15 protein-coding genes are annotated in these 17,295 nt (G+C 52.0%); 7 read left to right on the top strand and 8 right to left on the bottom strand.

Going from position 1 to position 17,295, the window contains the following annotated elements:
- Positions 1-134 precede the first annotated feature (134 nt).
- Positions 135-1,382, bottom strand: a complete 1,248-nt coding sequence (locus LG202_RS00815) for a leucine-rich repeat domain-containing protein (RefSeq protein ID WP_230346541.1) — start codon at positions 1,380-1,382, stop codon at positions 135-137.
- A 220-nt stretch (positions 1,383-1,602) separates the two neighbouring features.
- Positions 1,603-2,709, bottom strand: a complete 1,107-nt coding sequence (locus LG202_RS00810) for an NADH:flavin oxidoreductase/NADH oxidase (RefSeq protein WP_230346540.1) — start codon at positions 2,707-2,709, stop codon at positions 1,603-1,605.
- 131 nt (positions 2,710-2,840) lie between these two features.
- Here LG202_RS00810 and LG202_RS00805 point away from each other — a divergent pair, with 131 nt between their 5' ends.
- Positions 2,841-3,149: an ArsR/SmtB family transcription factor gene (locus LG202_RS00805; RefSeq protein ID WP_230346539.1), complete on the top strand. Its 309-nt coding sequence runs from the start codon at positions 2,841-2,843 to the stop codon at positions 3,147-3,149.
- A 142-nt stretch (positions 3,150-3,291) separates the two neighbouring features.
- Here the strand turns inward: LG202_RS00805 and LG202_RS00800 are convergent, their stop codons facing one another.
- From LG202_RS00800 to LG202_RS00780, 5 genes are all read right to left on the bottom strand, one after another.
- Positions 3,292-3,633, bottom strand: coding sequence for a hypothetical protein (locus LG202_RS00800; RefSeq protein ID WP_230346538.1), 342 nt, complete (start codon positions 3,631-3,633; stop codon positions 3,292-3,294).
- A 64-nt stretch (positions 3,634-3,697) separates the two neighbouring features.
- A complete protein-coding gene (locus LG202_RS00795; RefSeq protein ID WP_230346537.1) occupies positions 3,698-5,137 on the bottom strand; it encodes a TolC family protein in 1,440 nt (479 codons plus the stop codon).
- Positions 5,121-8,300: an efflux RND transporter permease subunit gene (locus tag LG202_RS00790; RefSeq protein ID WP_230346536.1), complete on the bottom strand. Its 3,180-nt coding sequence runs from the start codon at positions 8,298-8,300 to the stop codon at positions 5,121-5,123. Before LG202_RS00790 ends, LG202_RS00795 begins: the two co-directional genes overlap by 17 nt.
- A gap of 21 nt (positions 8,301-8,321) precedes the next feature.
- Entirely contained in the window at positions 8,322-9,413 is a 1,092-nt protein-coding gene (locus tag LG202_RS00785; RefSeq protein WP_230346535.1) for an efflux RND transporter periplasmic adaptor subunit, read from the bottom strand.
- Between the two features lie 338 nt (positions 9,414-9,751).
- A complete protein-coding gene (locus LG202_RS00780; RefSeq protein WP_230346534.1) occupies positions 9,752-10,054 on the bottom strand; it encodes a hypothetical protein in 303 nt (100 codons plus the stop codon).
- Between the two features lie 286 nt (positions 10,055-10,340).
- On the opposite strand from LG202_RS00780, the gene LG202_RS00775 reads away from it, so the two are divergent.
- The 6 genes from LG202_RS00775 to LG202_RS00750 all read left to right on the top strand — a co-directional run bounded on the left by LG202_RS00775 (position 10,341) and on the right by LG202_RS00750 (position 15,057).
- Positions 10,341-10,886, top strand: a complete 546-nt coding sequence (locus LG202_RS00775) for a hypothetical protein (RefSeq protein WP_230346533.1) — start codon at positions 10,341-10,343, stop codon at positions 10,884-10,886.
- 5 nt (positions 10,887-10,891) lie between these two features.
- A complete protein-coding gene (locus tag LG202_RS00770; protein WP_230346532.1) occupies positions 10,892-12,202 on the top strand; it encodes an adenosylmethionine--8-amino-7-oxononanoate transaminase in 1,311 nt (436 codons plus the stop codon).
- Positions 12,199-13,599: a D-alanyl-D-alanine carboxypeptidase/D-alanyl-D-alanine endopeptidase gene (gene dacB, locus LG202_RS00765; protein WP_230346531.1), complete on the top strand. Its 1,401-nt coding sequence runs from the start codon at positions 12,199-12,201 to the stop codon at positions 13,597-13,599. Before LG202_RS00770 ends, dacB begins: the two co-directional genes overlap by 4 nt.
- Positions 13,600-13,706: 107 nt before the next feature.
- Positions 13,707-14,165, top strand: a complete 459-nt coding sequence (locus LG202_RS00760; protein ID WP_230346530.1) for an FKBP-type peptidyl-prolyl cis-trans isomerase — start codon at positions 13,707-13,709, stop codon at positions 14,163-14,165.
- A gap of 77 nt (positions 14,166-14,242) precedes the next feature.
- Complete coding sequence (locus LG202_RS00755; protein WP_230346529.1) at positions 14,243-14,665, top strand: OsmC family protein; 423 nt, start codon at positions 14,243-14,245, stop codon at positions 14,663-14,665.
- Between the two features lie 14 nt (positions 14,666-14,679).
- Positions 14,680-15,057 (top strand): VOC family protein, encoded by a 378-nt coding sequence (locus LG202_RS00750; RefSeq protein ID WP_230346623.1) that lies wholly within the window; start codon positions 14,680-14,682, stop codon positions 15,055-15,057.
- A 64-nt stretch (positions 15,058-15,121) separates the two neighbouring features.
- Here the strand turns inward: LG202_RS00750 and LG202_RS00745 are convergent, their stop codons facing one another.
- Positions 15,122-17,245 (bottom strand): TonB-dependent siderophore receptor, encoded by a 2,124-nt coding sequence (locus tag LG202_RS00745; RefSeq protein WP_230346528.1) that lies wholly within the window; start codon positions 17,243-17,245, stop codon positions 15,122-15,124.
- Positions 17,246-17,295: the final 50 nt, after the last annotated feature.

Genomic DNA, 17,295 nt, shown 5'->3' with positions numbered 1-17,295 from the left:
TCCCTATTGAGTGCTAATGATAGGGACGAGATAGTGGTTTTTCAAGTGCAAGGGTGGAAATTTTTTTGTCGGTTGTCACTCAACTCTAGATTCTTGCAAGTTAACTCCAGAGGTTGGCAACTGAGTCGGCCCAACTATCCCTGCATTGCCCGAAGACTACTGTTACTCACCACAGCTGCCAACTCTTCAGACAAAATCTCTAATGCCCTTGCTTCCAGTTTAAGTATCTTTTGCGTGAGCTCTGGGTTATTCAGTGGTAAAAAAGAGGCGCCACCCAAATCGCTTAACACCACTTTTTCAGCACCCCTCAAAATGTTATGCGCATATAAATCGCCGTGCATGAGGCCATGGGCATGCAGGTGTTCTGCGGCTTGCGTGACGCCTTGTAAAATCAATTGGGCTTGTTCGGGCGTGAGCCTGCAATCATCTGCATACACATCTCGCGAGCAGCTTTTATAGCTGGGGGGGCTTGCCAGCACTTTCAAATGGGCATCCAGCAGGGGCATGACCAAGCCTGAGATGCCTTGCGGGTGATTGTGTATCACGCCTTTGACACCGACTAGATTGGGGTGCTCACCCGCCAATATATTGGCGTGCAGTTCGCAACGCGGCAGGCCATCGCTGGTGAGGCCGCTCTTAAAGAGCTTTACTGCCACAAGCTCTTGTGCGTTTTCGTGTTGCATCAAGGCCTGGTAGGTGACGCCAGAGGCGCCTTCACCGAGTACGTGCTGCAGGGAGAGGGTTTGCCAATCGATGTGGTGTATATGATGCTGGCTGATGAGCGCTTGCTCGATGGCGTTGCAAAATGGGTTGCCAGCGTAAGCCAGCCAGGTGAGTTTAGGTAAATCGAATAAAAAATCCGGCAAGCTCTCAAACTGGTTGGCAGAAATCCGCAATAACTCCAAGGCGTGGCAATTTGCCATGCTGGCAGGCAAGCTGCTGAGCTGGTTACCCGCCAGCATGAGTTTTTGCAGCTTGCTGCACTCACCCAAGGCATGGGGCACTGCGCCAAGTGCGTTATCGGTGACGATAAACCAGCGCAAGGTGTGGGTAGGGATGGCCTCTTCCGGGATATATGTGATCTGGTTGGCTTTAAAACCAATCATGCTTAAGTTTTCGCATTGCCCAAGCACTTCTGGCAGGTGCGTAAACTGGTTGTTTGAGCAAAAAAGAATGCGCAGTTTTTTGAGGCGATGTAAATCACTGGGCAAATCAGTCAGCGCATTACCGGACAAGTCTAGAATTTCCAGGCTATCGGCTAATTCGAAAATTTGCGGCGGAAACTGCGTTAACTGACTACTTAATTTGAGCTGTTTGGCCCCTTGAAGCTTACCCGCCTTGAGTTGGGCGAGCGTGTCATCTGGCGCTGGGGTGGGTGTCATAACAATCAATGCGGTTGATGGATGCGCTATGTTACTTCAATCCGTTTGGTAGTCTGCAGATTCTCTCTGGCAGGGGATTAGGCTTTATCGTTTTATTGATTCTAATGGATGAGAATCTAGAGTTGAGTTGCAAACGACCTTGCTCAAGGTGAGATCAAGCACCACTTCATGGGCCGATGCTTGATCTGCATGCATACTGGAGGGAGTGCGTGGAAACGCTTTAGCGTTGTTTAGGGTCGTGGTAGCGTGCCAGCCAATGGGCGTAAGGCGGAGGTAGTACCCAGGCTGGGTTCTCCTGATTTAGCTCTTTGGCTGCCTGATAGGCCCAGTTCGGGTTCTCGAGATGTGCGCGGCCTATCATGGCGAGGTCGAGTTGCTCATGACGAATGGCTTGATCTGCGAGATCAGGAGCGCCAAATCCCCATGCGGATGACACCGGGAGCTGGGTTTCGTTGCGTACTCTTTGTGCAATGGGGGCAAGGAATGCCGGGCCCCAGGGAATCTGTGCTGCGGGTGTGCTGAAACCAATGCTGACGCTGAGCATATCTAGGCCTAGCTGTTTCCAAGCATTCACTAGCTGGATGGATTCACTCAATGTCTGTTCGTCCTGCCCGTCATATTCCAATACGCCGAATCGTGCGGTCAGTGGCAGGTGTTCTGGCCAGACATGACGTACAGCGGCCAGGGTTTCGCGCGTGAAGCGGCCCCTGTTCTCAAGGTTGCCACCATATTCATCAGTACGCAGGTTGGAGTGGGCTGAGGTAAAGCTTTGTGCCAGGTAGCCATGGGCGAAGTGCAATTCCAGCCATTCGAAACCTGCATCCAAGGCGCGACGTGCAGCCGCGACAAAATCCTGCTGTACTCGTTGAATGTCGGCAATGGTCATGGCAGTGGGAATGCGAGGCAGCAAGCCGCCAAATGCCAGGGCTGAAGGCGCGATAGGTTGCCAGCCGCGTGTATCGCCCTCTGGGATATGGTCATCGCCTTCCCATGGGATATTGGCACTGGCCTTGCGACCAGCATGAGCAATCTGGATGCCTGGTACCGCCCCTGAGGCCTTGATGGCTGCGGCAATCGCCTGGAGCTGCTCTGCCTGTGTATCGTTCCAAATGCCAAGGCAGTGCGGGGTGATGCGGCCTTCAGGGGCAACAGCTGTTGCCTCGACGATGATTAACCCGCTTCCGCCCCGTGCAAGCGAGGTGTAATGCACTTGGTGCCAATTATTGGCAACGCCATCAATGGCCATGTATTGGCACATTGGGGGTATGGCGATGCGGTTCTTTAATGCAACACCTTTTAGTTGAAATGGAGAAAATAAGTTTGCCATTGTGATTCCCTCGCTACTGACGATTGGTGGATATGGTGCAAGCATTTCCCTTAATATTATTCGGGATGTTTCCATAGTTCCAATATATTCGAACTATGGAAACATATTAATGGCTATGATAAATTTTGTCCATGAGGCAAATTAAACACCCACCGATTGAACAGATAGAGCTCACCGAACTCATGTATGCGCTATCTGATCCCGCTCGTCTGGAGATCGTTGCATGCCTGGCACAGGCTGGGCGGCAGATGACTTGTGGTGAGTTGGATATGAACCGGCCAAAATCCAGTATGTCCCATCATTTCAAAATATTGCGTGCTGCGGGTTTGGTGGAAACCATCATTGATGGCAAGGAGCATTTGAATTCGCTACGACTCGCCGAGATCGAGCAGAAATTTCCTGGTGTCCTGAGTGCAGTGTTGCAGTCTATCCAGCGTTAGCAAGATGGTGAATTGCGGGGCATTGCTGACGGCTTAACTTGATTCCACATCACTACAAAAAATAGCCCAACCTGATAACAGGTCGGGCCTAGTGTGCAGAGTTTTCGAGCTTTTTTACTGTCGCCCTTGAATCATTGAATGCTTAGCCTACGTAGCGTTTGACCTGAAAGCCATATTTGGGGTGTGTGACGTAAACGAAGTGCTTGCCTAAGTTGCGATCTGCACGCTCAGCAGATGTGTTGATGCGATTCATGTTGAAGCCGTACTTTGGATGGGGGCGGTTGTTGGTGATGACCGCAACATCCTTGGTGCTGGCAACAGCCTTGGTTTCGGCGATGCGTGCATCAAATGTGCTATTGAGCGGGCTGATATTAGCAGCGGCCAGTACTTGGCCATTGAGCACGGTGTTGCCGTCTTGTGCTTGTGCAAACATGGCGGAAGAAGCCAACAATGCGAAAGTCAGAATTGAAATTGCCTGTTTCATGGTAAATCTCCTAAGAATCATATAATTAAAATTGATAGTTGCTTTGCAGTACAGTTGATAGTTTTTATTGCCAGCCACCTCCCAACGCCCTGTATAAGTTGATCATTGCGGAAATCTGCTTCTGCTTGGTCTCAATCAGGTCCATCTTGGCTTCCAGCGCATCGCGCTGTGTGAGCAGCACTTCCATGTAGTCAGCACGTGCGGATTTAAAGAGCTGATTGGAGATTTCGATAGAGCTGGTCAGGGTGTCGACCTGGTTGTTTTTCAACTGGTAGTTCTTGTCGAGGTTGTCCAGATTCGATAACTGCGTGGCCACTTCGCCATAAGCATTGATGATGGTTTGCTCATACTCGAACGCTGCCTTGATTTGCTCGGCACTGGCATTCTTGTAAGTGGCGATAATGGCGTTGCGGTTGACCAGCGGCGCAATCAGGTCGCCACCGAGCGATCCGGCAATCGACTCTGGCATGTTCAGCAGGTAGCGCGGATTGAAGGCCTGGAAGCCTAGCCCAGCCTTGAGGGCGAAGGACGGATAGAAGTTCGCCTTGGCTACCTCGATATTCAGCTTGGCAGCTTCCAGCTCTAGCTGCGCTTGACGGATATCAGGACGGTTTTCCAGCAATTGCGATGGAATGCCGACAGCCAGCATCTTAGGCTTAATACCCATGAAGCCTGCTGAGGCCCGTTCGATCGGTTGCGGTGTGCGGCCCAGCAGGAAGTTGAGACGGTTCTCCGTTTCGACGATCTTCTGCTTTACCTCGAAGCGTTGGCTCTGGTTCTTGTTCACCTCGGCTTCGAAGCGTTTCACCGCCAGCGATGTGGTGCGGGCATATTGCTGTAGCTCCCTGACCACGTCGAGCGCGTGTTGCTGAATCTCGATATTTTTGTCGAGATTCTCCAGCTCGTTATCCAGAGCGAGCAGCTCGTAATAAGAGTTGGCGACTTCCGCGACTAGGTTGGTGACAAGGAAGTGCTTACCCTCCACTGTCGCCATATATTCCATGGTGGCAACCTTGGTGGCATTGCGCAGCTTCTTCCAGACATCCAGCTCCCAAGAGGCAACCAGGCCAAACTGGTAGTTGCCAAAATATTTGGGGAAGTGCTTGCCTTCCTTGATATCCAGTCCTTCCTCAATGGCGCCGTTGCGGGTGTAGCGTGCAGTCTTCTCGCTTTCAGCGGTTGCCCCTATGCCAACCGATGGCAGGTATTCGCCTTTCCTCGCCAGAATCTCGTTCTCGGCAACGCTGATGCGCTGCATGAGAATGTTGATCTCCTTGTTGTTGGCAATGGCCGTGTCTATCAGTGTTGCCAGGTGCTGGTCTTCGAAGAACTCCTTCCAGTTGACATTGGCGCTGCTGCTGGCGCTGGCATCACTAGTGGTGTAATGCTCAGGCAGTGCAACCTGCGGCTCTTTTTTCGTGATCGTTGGGATGGCGCATGCCTGCATCATCAGCGCCAGGGCTCCCAACACGGCAAGTTGAATGGCTTTATTCTTGGTCATCATCGTTTTTACTGTAGTGATAGATTTCAGTTAAAGGCTCAAACTCTTCATTCCTGATCATCGACTTGCCGTCGGAAAGCTTGGCAAAGATGTAGTACAGGCCAGGGATGAGAATGACCCCGAAGATGGTGCCGAACAGCATGCCGCCCAGCGCCGAGCTGCCGATGGTGCGATTGCCTACCGCGCCCGCACCTGTCGCGATGACAAGCGGGATCAGGCCGGCAATGAAGGCAAACGAGGTCATGAGGATGGGGCGGAAACGCACGCGTGCACTCTCGATCGCGGCATCCTTGATCGACAGGCCTTGTGCATGTTTCTGCACGGCATATTCCACGATCAGCACCGCGTTCTTCCCCAGCAGGCCGACCAGCATCACCAGCCCGACCTGGGCATAGATGTCGTTGGCAAGCCCTAATGCCTTGAGCAGGAAGAATGAACCGAACACGCCGGCAGGCAGCGACAGCACGACGACCAGCGGCAGGATGAAGCTTTCATATTGCGCCGCCAGCACCATGTAAACGAACACCAGCACGACACCAAAGATGATGATGGCTTCGTTACCACGGCTGGCCTCGTCGAAGGACAAGCCTTCCCAGCCAATGTCGTAGCCGTGTGGCAGGGTAGCCTTGGCCACTTGTTCCACGGCCTTGATGGCGTCATCCGTGGTGTAGCCTGCAGCAGGCATGGCGCGGATAGTGGCTGAGTTGTAGAGGTTGTAACGCGTGATCTCGTTCGGGCCCTGCATCTTCTTCAGCTTCATGAAGGCAGAGTAGGGCACCATTTCGCCTTCCTCATTCTTCACGTAGTAGTTGAGGATGTCCGTCGGATAACGGCGGAACTCGGGACCTGCCTGGGTATAGACCTTGAAGAAGTTGTTGAAGCGGATAAAGCCCTGTTCGTAGGTACTGCCGATCAGGATATCCAGGTTATCCATCGCCTTGGCGATTGACACTTTCTTCTGCATGGCGAGCTTGTTGTCGATCTGGATTTCATACTGCGGATAGTTCGCGGCATAGAAGGTGAACAGGCCGGTGAGTTCTTTACGCTTGGCCAGTGCCTTCATGAAATCCTGATTGATCTTGTCGAACTCGTGGTAGTCGGTGTTATCGGTCTTGTCGAGCAGACGCAACGCCAGGCCGGATGCTGCACCATAACCAGGCACTGCTGGAGGCTCGAAGAATTCGACGACGGCACCGAAGTCCTTGGTTTTTTCTTCCAGCTCCTCGATCACGTCATGCACCGAGCGTGAACGCTGTGACCAATCCTTGAGGTTGATAATACAAGTACCGGCATTGGAACCACGGCCCTCGGTCAGCACTTCATAACCTGCCAGTGAAGATACCGACTGCACGCCATCCACCTTGGAGGCAACAGCCTGCAACTGCCGTGCGATCTTGTTGGTCACTTCCAGTGTGGAGCCAGGCGGCGTCTGGATAATCGCATACACCATGCCCTGATCTTCGCCAGGGATGAAGCCGGCTGGCAGCGTCTTGTTGACCAGGAAAGTACCGCCTGCAAAGGCTGCCAGCAGCAGGAAGGTAACGATGCGTCGTGTCACCACGAGCTCAAGCAGCTTGGTGTAACGTCCAGTCACCTTCTCGAACACATGGTTGAAGGCGTTGATGAATATGCTGATAGGCGTCTTGCGCTTGGGCTGGCCGTGGTTGTTCTTCAGCAGCATGGCGCACAGCACTGGGGTCAGCGACAGGGCAACGATACCGGAGATGATGATGGAAGCCGCCATGGTGATGGAAAACTGACGGTAGAACACGCCCACCGGCCCAGTCATGAAGGCCACGGGTACGAACACAGCGGTCATCACCAGGGTAATGGCGACAATCGCACCACCGATCTCCCCCAGCACCTGTTGGGTAGCTTTATAGGGAGTCAAATGCTCGGTTTCCATCTTGGCATGGACGGCTTCCACGACCACGATGGCGTTATCCACCACGATACCGATCGCCAGCACCAGCGCAAACAGGGTGATCAGGTTGATGGAAATCCCGAACATCTGCATCACGGAGAAGGTACCGATCAACGACACCGGTACTGCCAGGATCGGGATCAGGGTAGAACGCCAGTCGCCCAGGAAGATAAATACCACCAGGGCTACCAGGACAAATGCCTCGATCAGGGTATGGATCACCTTTTCGATAGAGGCATCCAGGAACTTGGATACGTCATAGTTGACTTCATAATCCATGCCTTCGGGGAAGGATGCTTTCAGCTCCTGCATTCTTTCCTTCACATGCTCAATCACTTCCGTCGCATTGCTGCCATAGTTCTGCTTGAGCACGATGGCGGCAGAGGGATAGCCGTCCTTGTTCGAGTAAATGTCGTAGAACTCACTGTTCAACTCGACCTTGGCGATGTCCTTGAGATGCAGGATTTCGCCTTCGGAGTTGGCGCGGATGATGATGTCTTCGTACTCTTCGGGCTTGTTATAGCGGCCCTTGTAGATCAACACGTATTCCTTGGATTGAGCGCTGATACCTGAACTTTGGCCCAAGCGGCCCGGGCGGCCAATCACGCTCTGGCTGTTGATTGCCTCCATGACTTCTTCGGTCGAGACGTTGTAGGCGCGCATGCGCTCCGGGTTGAGCCAGATACGCATCGCATACTGGCGGCTACCGAGGATCTTGGCTTGGGCAATACCGTTGACGCGTTGGATTTCCGGGATGATGTTGACGTTGGCATAGTTGAAGAGGAATTTCTCGTCAGCATTCTTATCCTTGCTGAAGAGGTTGACGTACATCAGCATGCTGGGCTGTACGCGCTCGACTACCACGCCTTCCATCTGCACCAGTTGCGGCAAACGGCTCATGACCTGGTCGATACGGGTCTTGACGTTGATCATGGCCTGGTTAGGGTCAACGCCCAAGTCAAAAATCACCTGGATCGTGGCTTCGCCGGCACTGGTGGCATCGGAGACGATGTATTTCATCCCCGGCACGCCGTTGATCGCGCGTTCAATCGTGATGAGCGAGGATTGCACCAGCACATCGGCACTGGCGCCAGGATAGGCCAGAGACACGATCACGCGTGGTGGCGCAATGTCAGGAAACTGTGAAGTAGGCAGGGACTTGATCGACAAGAACCCCATGAATACGATCAATAGCGATAGCACAATCGCCATGACCGGTCTTTTAATAAAGATATTCAGCATTTATCTCGTCACCTGAGTGGGTTATTCAGCGTAAAGGCTGAGGTCTGACATGGCTTTGTCAGGGGCGATGAAATCGACTGCAATCTCTTGACCGTTGTGTACCTTGCGCAGGCCTTCGACCAGGATCTTGTCGCCTTCTTCCAGGCCATCTTTCACGATGTAAAGGTGAGGCAGTTCCCCGTCGATATTGACGAGTCGTTGCTCAACCTTGTTGTCCTTGCTGATGACGTAGACATAGACCTTGTCGAGAATCTCGAACGTGGCTTTCTGCGGGATCAACAAGGCATCCTTGTAGGGAATGCTCATGAGGATGTTGCCGGTCTGGCCATGGCGCAGAATCTTGTTGGGGTTGGGGAAGCTGGCGCGGAAAGCGATATTGCCGGTCTTGTTGTCGAAATCGGCCTCAATGGTCTCGATCACGCCTTCCTGATCAAACACCTCGCCATTCGCCATTTTCAGCTTTACCTTTTCCCGTTCTTGCGAAGGGTTCTTCTTGCTCTGCATGTAGTCGAGATATTCGGATTCAGGCACGTTGAAATACACCCACATCTTGCTGATATCCGAGAGCGTGGTCAGCAGGTCGCCTTCATCCAGCAGGCTGCCGTTTCTCGCTTCCAGGTGATCCATGATGCCGGTGAACGGGGCGTTGATGTTGGTGAATCCAAGATGGGTGTTCGCGACATTAACCTCGGCGTTGGCCTTGTCCAGCTTTGCTTTTGCCAGCGCCAGTTCATTGGGCGAGACGATATTTTTATCTGCCAGGGCCTTGGTGTTGTCATACTCGATCTTGGTCATGTTGGCCTCGGCCTTGGCTTTTTGCAGGTCGGCCTGGTAGAGGTTGGGCATGATCCTGAACATAGGTTGGCCCTTGTTGACCTGTTGACCTTCATCGACAAACGTATCTTGCAGATAGCCACGTTCCAGGGCGCGGACTTCAATATGCCGAATGGCATGAATCTGTGAAACGTACTCCTTCACAATGTTGGTGTCCTTGCGTAATGGCGAGGTCACCTTGAGTTTGAGTAATTCCTGGTGTTCGTTGGTTTCAACTTGATGGCAGCCGCTCAAGAGCACTGCCATGATGCCTAGGGCAACAGAGATTTTTTTGATCATAGGATTCATGCTTAGCCAATTGGTGAAAATGGAGAGCTACTTTTCTTCCGGGGCGAATATCCTGCTCAGCTTGATCAGTACGTGTCATGTGGCGAGACTGCAGAACTGGTGCGGGGTATTCTGGGATGTGCTGGTTCAGAACACAGGTGGATGACTGGCCAGAAGTCTGGCGCTGGGCGCACGAAGCCGCTTAAGGAATCATGACAGGCATGTTTCTTTAGGACGGAGCTTTGGCGTCGGGAGGATGTTTTACAGGCTTAGGCTATACCAGGCTTGTATCCTGTTGCTGGGCTGCAAAACAGCATCCATCATCAGCAAGGGTGCTGAACAAACACGGATTAAGCCTGGGCAGGCGGGTCGCGGGGTCTTGCGTGGTTGGAGAAAAGTAGACGGTAGGCATGATCGCTGCTGACAGGTGCCCAAGAGTAAGGCAGCGTGGTTGCCAGCAACAATGCGGTGAAAAGCAGCCCGGTGAGGGTAAGGTCCAGCGCGGTAGGTGGCTCGCCACCTCCAGTAATCGACTCGATGACAGAAACTTGGACCGGCTCAGTATCGCCAATGTACCAATTGTCGGTGGAGTGGATGAGATGGTTCGTCAATCCAATCAATGCAAAGATGACTGATACGAGGAACAGTCTCATTTGCACAGCTGAAGGATTGAGTTTATTTACCATAGTGCTCACTTAGAGAGAGGCTTTTGTGTTTGGTTCACTGAACTAATGATGAATTCATCAGTTTGTAATGTGGTGGCATCCTACGCATGGGCTGATCATTTTGCAAACAGTATTTTTTGCTTGGGCTGCAGCCCTTGTCTGAGCAGGAGTCTGGGAGAAATAGGAGGGTGCTGTTGCAGTGGTTGATCAGGTAAAGAATGCCTGAGTACTTTATAATCACGATCTTAATGAATTGTTGTGCAGGAGTGGTTGGATGTCGGAAGAGTTCGCGGATATGGCTATTCATCAGTTGCATTTGAGCTATAGCGGCCATCAGGATCGCATGTTGCTCAAGGCCAGCTTGGGCGAGGAGTCGGAGCTCAATGCTTGGTTGACGCGTCGTATCGTGCGCGTGTTGTGGGGCTTGTTGCAGGATAGTGAGTTATCGCCTGTACCCATGCATGACACCTTGGCTGTGACGGCTGAAGAGTTGCTGGAACATTTCAACCAGGAAGACGTGAGTATGCCGGTCATGCAAGGCTTCAATCTTTCAGGTGCCTATCATGACCTCAAGTCGGCACATGCCGAGCCTCCGGTACTGATTACCGAATGCAAGCTGGTGCATATGGATCATACGGAATCCATGCTGGAATTGCATAGCCAGGCTGGTGAGACGTATAGCATTGCGCTGACCGCGGAGTTGAGCCATGCCTTGAGCAGCATGTTGCAGTTGGCGACACAGGAAGCTGCATGGGATTTGGGGCTGTCAACGGATCGCATCGTGCTGGCAGATGAGGCGGCACCTTACGTTCTGCATTAAAGCGCATGAGCATCAGTAATACATCGCTGTTGCAACGCAGCCTGGCATCTGTCTGGCACCCTTGCACGCAGATGAAGCAGCATGAAATGCTGCCTCTGGTGCCGATCAAGCGTGGCGAAGGTGTCTGGCTGGAGGATTTCGATGGCAAGCGCTACCTGGATGGCGTGAGTTCCTGGTGGGTTAACCTGTTTGGGCATAATCACCCCTATATCAAGCAAGCCATCACTGCGCAACTTGAGCAACTTGAGCATGTGATCCTGGCCGGATTTACCCATGAGCCTGTGGTGCGGCTTTCTGAGCAGTTATCGATCTTGACCGGGTTGGGGCATAGTTTCTATGCTTCTGATGGTGCATCGGCCACCGAAATCGCGCTGAAAATGAGTTTTCATTACTGGCGCAATCGCGGCCAGCTTGGCAAGACCCGCTTTCTCAGTTTGCAGAATGGCTACCATGGTGAAACCCTGGGTTCCTTGTCAGTCACTGATGTTGCCTTGTTCAAGGATACCTATGCGCCCTTGTTGCGGGAATCCGTGACCTTGCCGAGCCCGGATTGGCGTCTTGCCGAGGCGGGGGAAAGTGCTGAGCAATACGCCTTGCGTTGCGCTCGCTTTGCCGAGGAGTATATTGCCCGTCATCATGACGAGCTTGCCGCAGTGATCGTGGAGCCATTGGTGCAGTGTGCTACAGGCATGGCGATGTACCATCCGGCTTATCTGCAACAATTACGTGGCATATGTGATCGTTACCAAGTACATCTAGTTGCCGATGAAATTGCCGTGGGATTTGGACGCACTGGCAGCATGTTCGCGACTGAGCAGGCGAGTATCAGGCCTGATTTTATCTGCCTTTCCAAGGGGATTACTGGCGGTTATCTGCCACTTTCTGTCGTGCAGACCACGGATGAGATATACGCAGCCTTTTATGATGACAACGTCACGCGTGGTTTCCTGCATTCGCATAGCTATACCGGTAATGCGCTGGCATGTAGCGCGGCCTTGGCAACCCTGGAGATTTTTGCGCAGCAGGACGTGCTCAACAGCAATCGCAGCAAAACCGAATACCTCAACTACAAGCTGGCTGTCCTGGCTGATCTGCCAGTGGCGCATTTACGCAACCTCGGCATGATCTGGGCTTTTGATGTCGCCCCCAGCCAACCTGGCTTTCAGCAGCGCTTCTATCAAGCGGCGTTGCAGCGGGGTCTGTTGTTGCGCCCGGTAGGCAATACCGTGTATTTCATGCCACCGTATGTTATCAGTGAAGCGGAGATGGATTGGATGCTGGAACAAACCCTGCACGCGCTCAAGGAAACGATATGAGGTGGTGGCTGTTCAGCTTGCTGATGGTGGCTAGCATGGTGTCCCATGCCGCCTTGCCGGAGCCTGTCAGTGATTTGCTGCGTAAGAATGGCATCGCCGAAGAAAACGTGGCTGTGTATGTACAGCGTGTCGACCAGTCAGCTCCGCTGGTGGATCATCACAGTGATCGGCCGATGAAGACGGCATCCACCATGAAGTTGTTGAGCACTTATGCCGGGCTGGAGCTACTCGGACCGGCTTATCGCTGGCGTACCGGGCTTTATCATGATGGCAGGCTAGAGAATGGCGTATTGCATGGCAACCTCATCATCCAGGGGCGCGGCGACCCCTACCTGCTGGCAGCTGATATGCGCGCTATGCTGGAAGACCTGCGGCTGGCGGGTGTAGAAGATATTCACGGTGATATTGTGCTGGATGCCGACTATTTTGCCCGGCGCTTCCACGATGCGGCTGAGTTTGACGATAAGCCACATGCGCCGTACAACGCTATCCCCAATGCTTTTGCCGTCAATATCAAGTCAACCTCGTTTTACTTTCTGGTTGAGGAGGGCAAGCTCAAGGTCGAGTCTGACCCTGAGCTACCTGAGATTCACATCCACAATCAATTAAAGCTGGTGCGCGGTGACTGCGGAGACTGGAAAAACCGGGTGCAGTTCATGGTGGAGCCAATAGGCGACGAGGTAAACGTCACCTTCACGGGTGACTTTCCCCAGGCTTGCCGTAGCAAGACGCTGGAGTTGAATGTGCTGGAAGACGGCCCTTACGCCTATGCGTTATTCCGCAACCACTGGCAGTCACTCGGGGGCAAGTTTAAGGGTAAATGGCGCTATGGTGTGCTGCCGGAAGGCGCAGCACACCTGCTCACGCATGATTCGCAGCCATTGTCAGAAATCATTCGTACCATCAACAAATACAGCAACAACCTCATGGTGAGGCAATTATTCCTGACCATTGCGGCAGAGCGGGTGGCTAGCCCTGCTACCGAGGTGGATGGCATCCATGCCATTCGCGCCTGGCTTGCCAGCAAAGGTCTGCATTTTCCGGAGCTAGTACTGGAAAATGGTTCCGGGCTTTCGCGCAATGAACAGATCAGCGCCAAGCATATGGCCGCTTTCCTGCTGGCAGCCTATGCTAGCCCGGTGATGCCGGAATATCTCTCTGCCCTGCCGATTCCCTCTGTTGATGGCACCATGGCTAACCGCTTGCGTAACAGTCAGGCACGGGGTAGTGCACACCTGAAAACAGGGACGATCAATGGCGTGAGTGCGCTGGCAGGCTATGTTCACGATAATCGGGGGCGGCGCTGGGTGTCGGTCATCATGGTTAACGATCCCAAGGCCAGTGCTTCGCGTGCTGCACAAGATGCTCTGATTGACTGGATTTACCAACAGCCCTGATCCGCACAGGCTGGAATAATCTAGGTATGATACTGGCTTCGCGCAGCGTATAAACGCCTGTCTTTGGCTGATGCGTTGTTGTTGTAAACCCGTGATCGGAGAAATCCATGAAACCAATTGCCATGCTGGCAAGCGCATTCGTGCTGGCCATGCTCGCCATGAGTGGCTGTTCAGCCGATACCAATAGTGACAAGGAAAAAATCGTAATGAGCGACAAAATCACCGAATTGCAGAAAATCGATACCCAAGTGGGCGAAGGCCGCGAAGCTGAGGCTGGCCTTAATGTCACCGTGCACTACACAGGCTGGCTCTATGATCCCAGCAAGCCTGATGGCAAGGGTGCCAAGTTCGACAGCTCCGTTGACCGTCGTGAACCCTTTGTATTCTATCTTGGCGGTGGCCAAGTCATTCGCGGCTGGGATGAAGGCTTTGCTGGCATGAAAGTGGGCGGCAAGCGCACCCTGGTTATCCCGCCAGAATATGGCTATGGCGCACGCGGCGCTGGTGGCGTGATCCCACCGAATGCAACGCTGGTATTTGATGTAGAGCTACTCGGCGTTAAGTAAGCTTCCTTGCGCGGCACCTGTGCCGAAAGCCAGGTGCCGGATTTATCTACCATGATGAGTGGATCAAGAGTCAAAAAATGAAAGCACGTGTTAAGTGGATTGAGAATGTCTGTTTCATGGGCGAATCCGAGACTGGTCATGCCGTTGTGCTCGACGGTGCACCCGATGCGGGTGGTCGTAATCTCGGCATGCGTCCGATGGAGATGCTGCTGATTGGCATGGGGGCTTGTACCTCTTTTGATGTGGTCACCATCCTCAAAAAGTCGCGTCAGCCGGTAACGGATTGCGAGGCTGAGATCAGCGCTGAACGTGCTGATGAGATTCCCAAGGTGTTCACCAAGATACATGTGCATTTTGTCGTGACTGGCAAGAGTTTGAATCCAGTCCAGGTCGAACGTGCCGTGAAGCTTTCCGCTGAGAAATATTGCTCAGCTTCCATTATGCTGGGCAAGGCTGCTGAGATTACCCACGATTTTGAAATCCGTGAGGCTGAACTTTGAGCCGACCACAAGGCATGCAGGGGCTGCGCCATGTGGCCCTGTTTGTGCAGGATATCGAGGCCTGCCTGCATTTCTATGTCGACCTCATCGGGATGCAAGTTGAGTGGCAGCCTGACCCTGACAATTACTACCTGACTTCGGGCAATGACAACCTGGCCTTGCATCGTAGCCATGACGCACCAGAAGGCAAGCAGCGCCTTGATCACATTGGATTCATTATCAGTGATCTTGAATTGGTCGATGAATGGCACGCTCATTTCGTTGCCCATGGCGTCAAGATACTCATGCCGCCCAAGACCCACCGCGACGGTGCGCGTAGTTTTTACTGTGCAGACCCGGCTGGGACTCACGTACAGATCATTTACCATCCGCCGATTTCAGGCAGGTTCTAACCTAGGCTAACTCATGAAAAAGCCCCGCATTGCGGGGCTTTTTGTTGTGGTAAACCTGACAGGGTTAATATTTCCAGGTCAGTGTCAGCATCGCATTTCGTGGCGCCCCATAGTAGCTCTGAGTCCAGTAAAGGCTGTTCAGGTATTTCTCGTTTGTCAGATTGTAGACATTGAGAGCAGTGCTCCAGTTACGATTGATATCGTAACTGGCCATTAGGTTGACGACAGCGTAACTCTCTTGGCGCAAGCGGATGTAGTTATCTTCGTGGATATCACTTTGCCAACGTACGCTGGCACCGACCTTGAGACCTTCAACCGTTGGTATTTTGTATGTGGTGCTGAGTACAGCATTACGTCGAGGAGTGTAAGTTTTTACATTATCACCGTCGTTGTTCTTGATGCTGAATAAGTAGGTGAAGCCAGCATTGATCTGTAGGTTTTCTAGCATTTCACCGGCAATATCAAAATCAATCCCCTTGGTATTGGCATCAATACCTTCATTAATCGCGATGTTATTAGCGTTGTAGCCAACGATCTGGGCCACGTTTTGCTGCTTGCTCTTGAATAGCGCTAGAGAGGAGTTAAGCTTTTTATCAAAAAACTCGCTCTTGATACCTATCTCATAGTTTTTGCCTTCTAGCGGAGCTAGAGGCTTGAGATCAGCACCTAAGTTGACCTGGGGATTGAATATCTCAGTGTAGCTGGCATATAGCGAGTGGAGGTCATCCAGTTTGTAAACTGCGCCCAGGTAAGGTGATACCTTGTCCCTGACGGACGTTGCATAGGCAGCCCCATAGCTTTCGCCAGTACTTTCATAGCGTACGGCATTAGCGCCCAATGTAACTTTCAGCTCATCAGAGATGGTGAGTTTTGTGGCGGCATAGTTGTTCCATCGTTTGATATCGAAGGCTGCAAAGCGGTTAAAGGAATCAAAGGTCGGTTTTGCAAAGCCGGGAATGCTGTTGAAGCCGTTAGCTAGTAATTGTTGGTAATAACTTGCATACAGGCCATTCTGGTCCATGGTGGTACGAGACCAGTTAGTGCCGATCACAACTTCATGTTCTCTACCGCCTAGATTGAATGGGCCTGAAGCATAAATATCGGCAATTAGGTCTTTTTCCGTGTCACGGAAATAACCTGGCAGGCCATATAAGCCCCCAACCACGTTATTGGCTGGATCATCGGCTACTTCGTAGTTATAGAACAGCTTGCTCTTGCCGTTATTTTCTTGCCTGGTTAATGCTGCTTTGATTTTCCAGCTATTGTTAAATACATGCTCAATCTCTGCAAAAGTCACGTTTTTTGTATTGTTGAAATAAGTCCAACCAGGAGATGAGCTATCTGAGCGGCGGAAATGATTACGTGTACCAGCCATGGTGTCTAGCTGTAGAGCACCCCAAATGGTGCCATTGCTATCGTTTTGATGATACGTGTGACCAAGGCTCAGGCGAGTGTTATCCGTGATATCTGCCTCAATGATGCCGTAGAACACATTCTTCTCATTGGAATAACGATCAAGGTAGGAATTCTTATTCTGATGCACAGTGACGATACGACCTCGGACATTACCAGCTTCGTTAATTGGGCCAGAAATGTCAAAGTCTAGGCGGCGGTTGTCCCAGGAGCCAACCGAAGCATCAATCTTAGCTTGGAATGTTGTCGTTGGGCGTTTACGTACAAAATTGATAGTCGCCGATGGATTACCCGTGCCGGATAACAAGCCATTAGCGCCACGTAACGCTTCGACACGATCGTAAATAGCTAAATCAAGATCGCCAGGCTGGTTGCCAAATACCATGGGTACGCCTATTCCATCAATCTGGAAGTTCGTAATATCAGCACCACGGGCTGTGTAATAGGTTCTGTCAGTCTCAACTCTTTCTACACGTACACCAGGTAAATAATCGAAAGCATCGTTGATATTGGTGATTCGGAAGTCGTCCAGTTGTGTACGGGAAATGGTTGAAATTGATTGCGGGGTTTCCCGTAATGACGTGTTGAGCTTTGTAGCTGTAGCGCTTGATTTGACGGTATAAGATTTGGTTTTTTCAGATGCTTCTTGCTCTACTGAGCTAGCAACGGCTTTTACCTGAACTTCGGGTAACGTATCTTCCGCAAGTAGCACACCGCTGTTTGACAGGCATAGCAATGCCACCGCACTGGCTGTGCGTTCTAATAATTTACTCATGTATTCATTTCCCTGATGAATTAAAAAGTTTTGAAATGATAATGATTGTT

Source organism: Methylobacillus methanolivorans (assembly GCF_054588515.1).
Note: the sequence above shows the minus strand (reverse complement) of the source record. Positions and strands in the feature narration are given on the sequence as shown.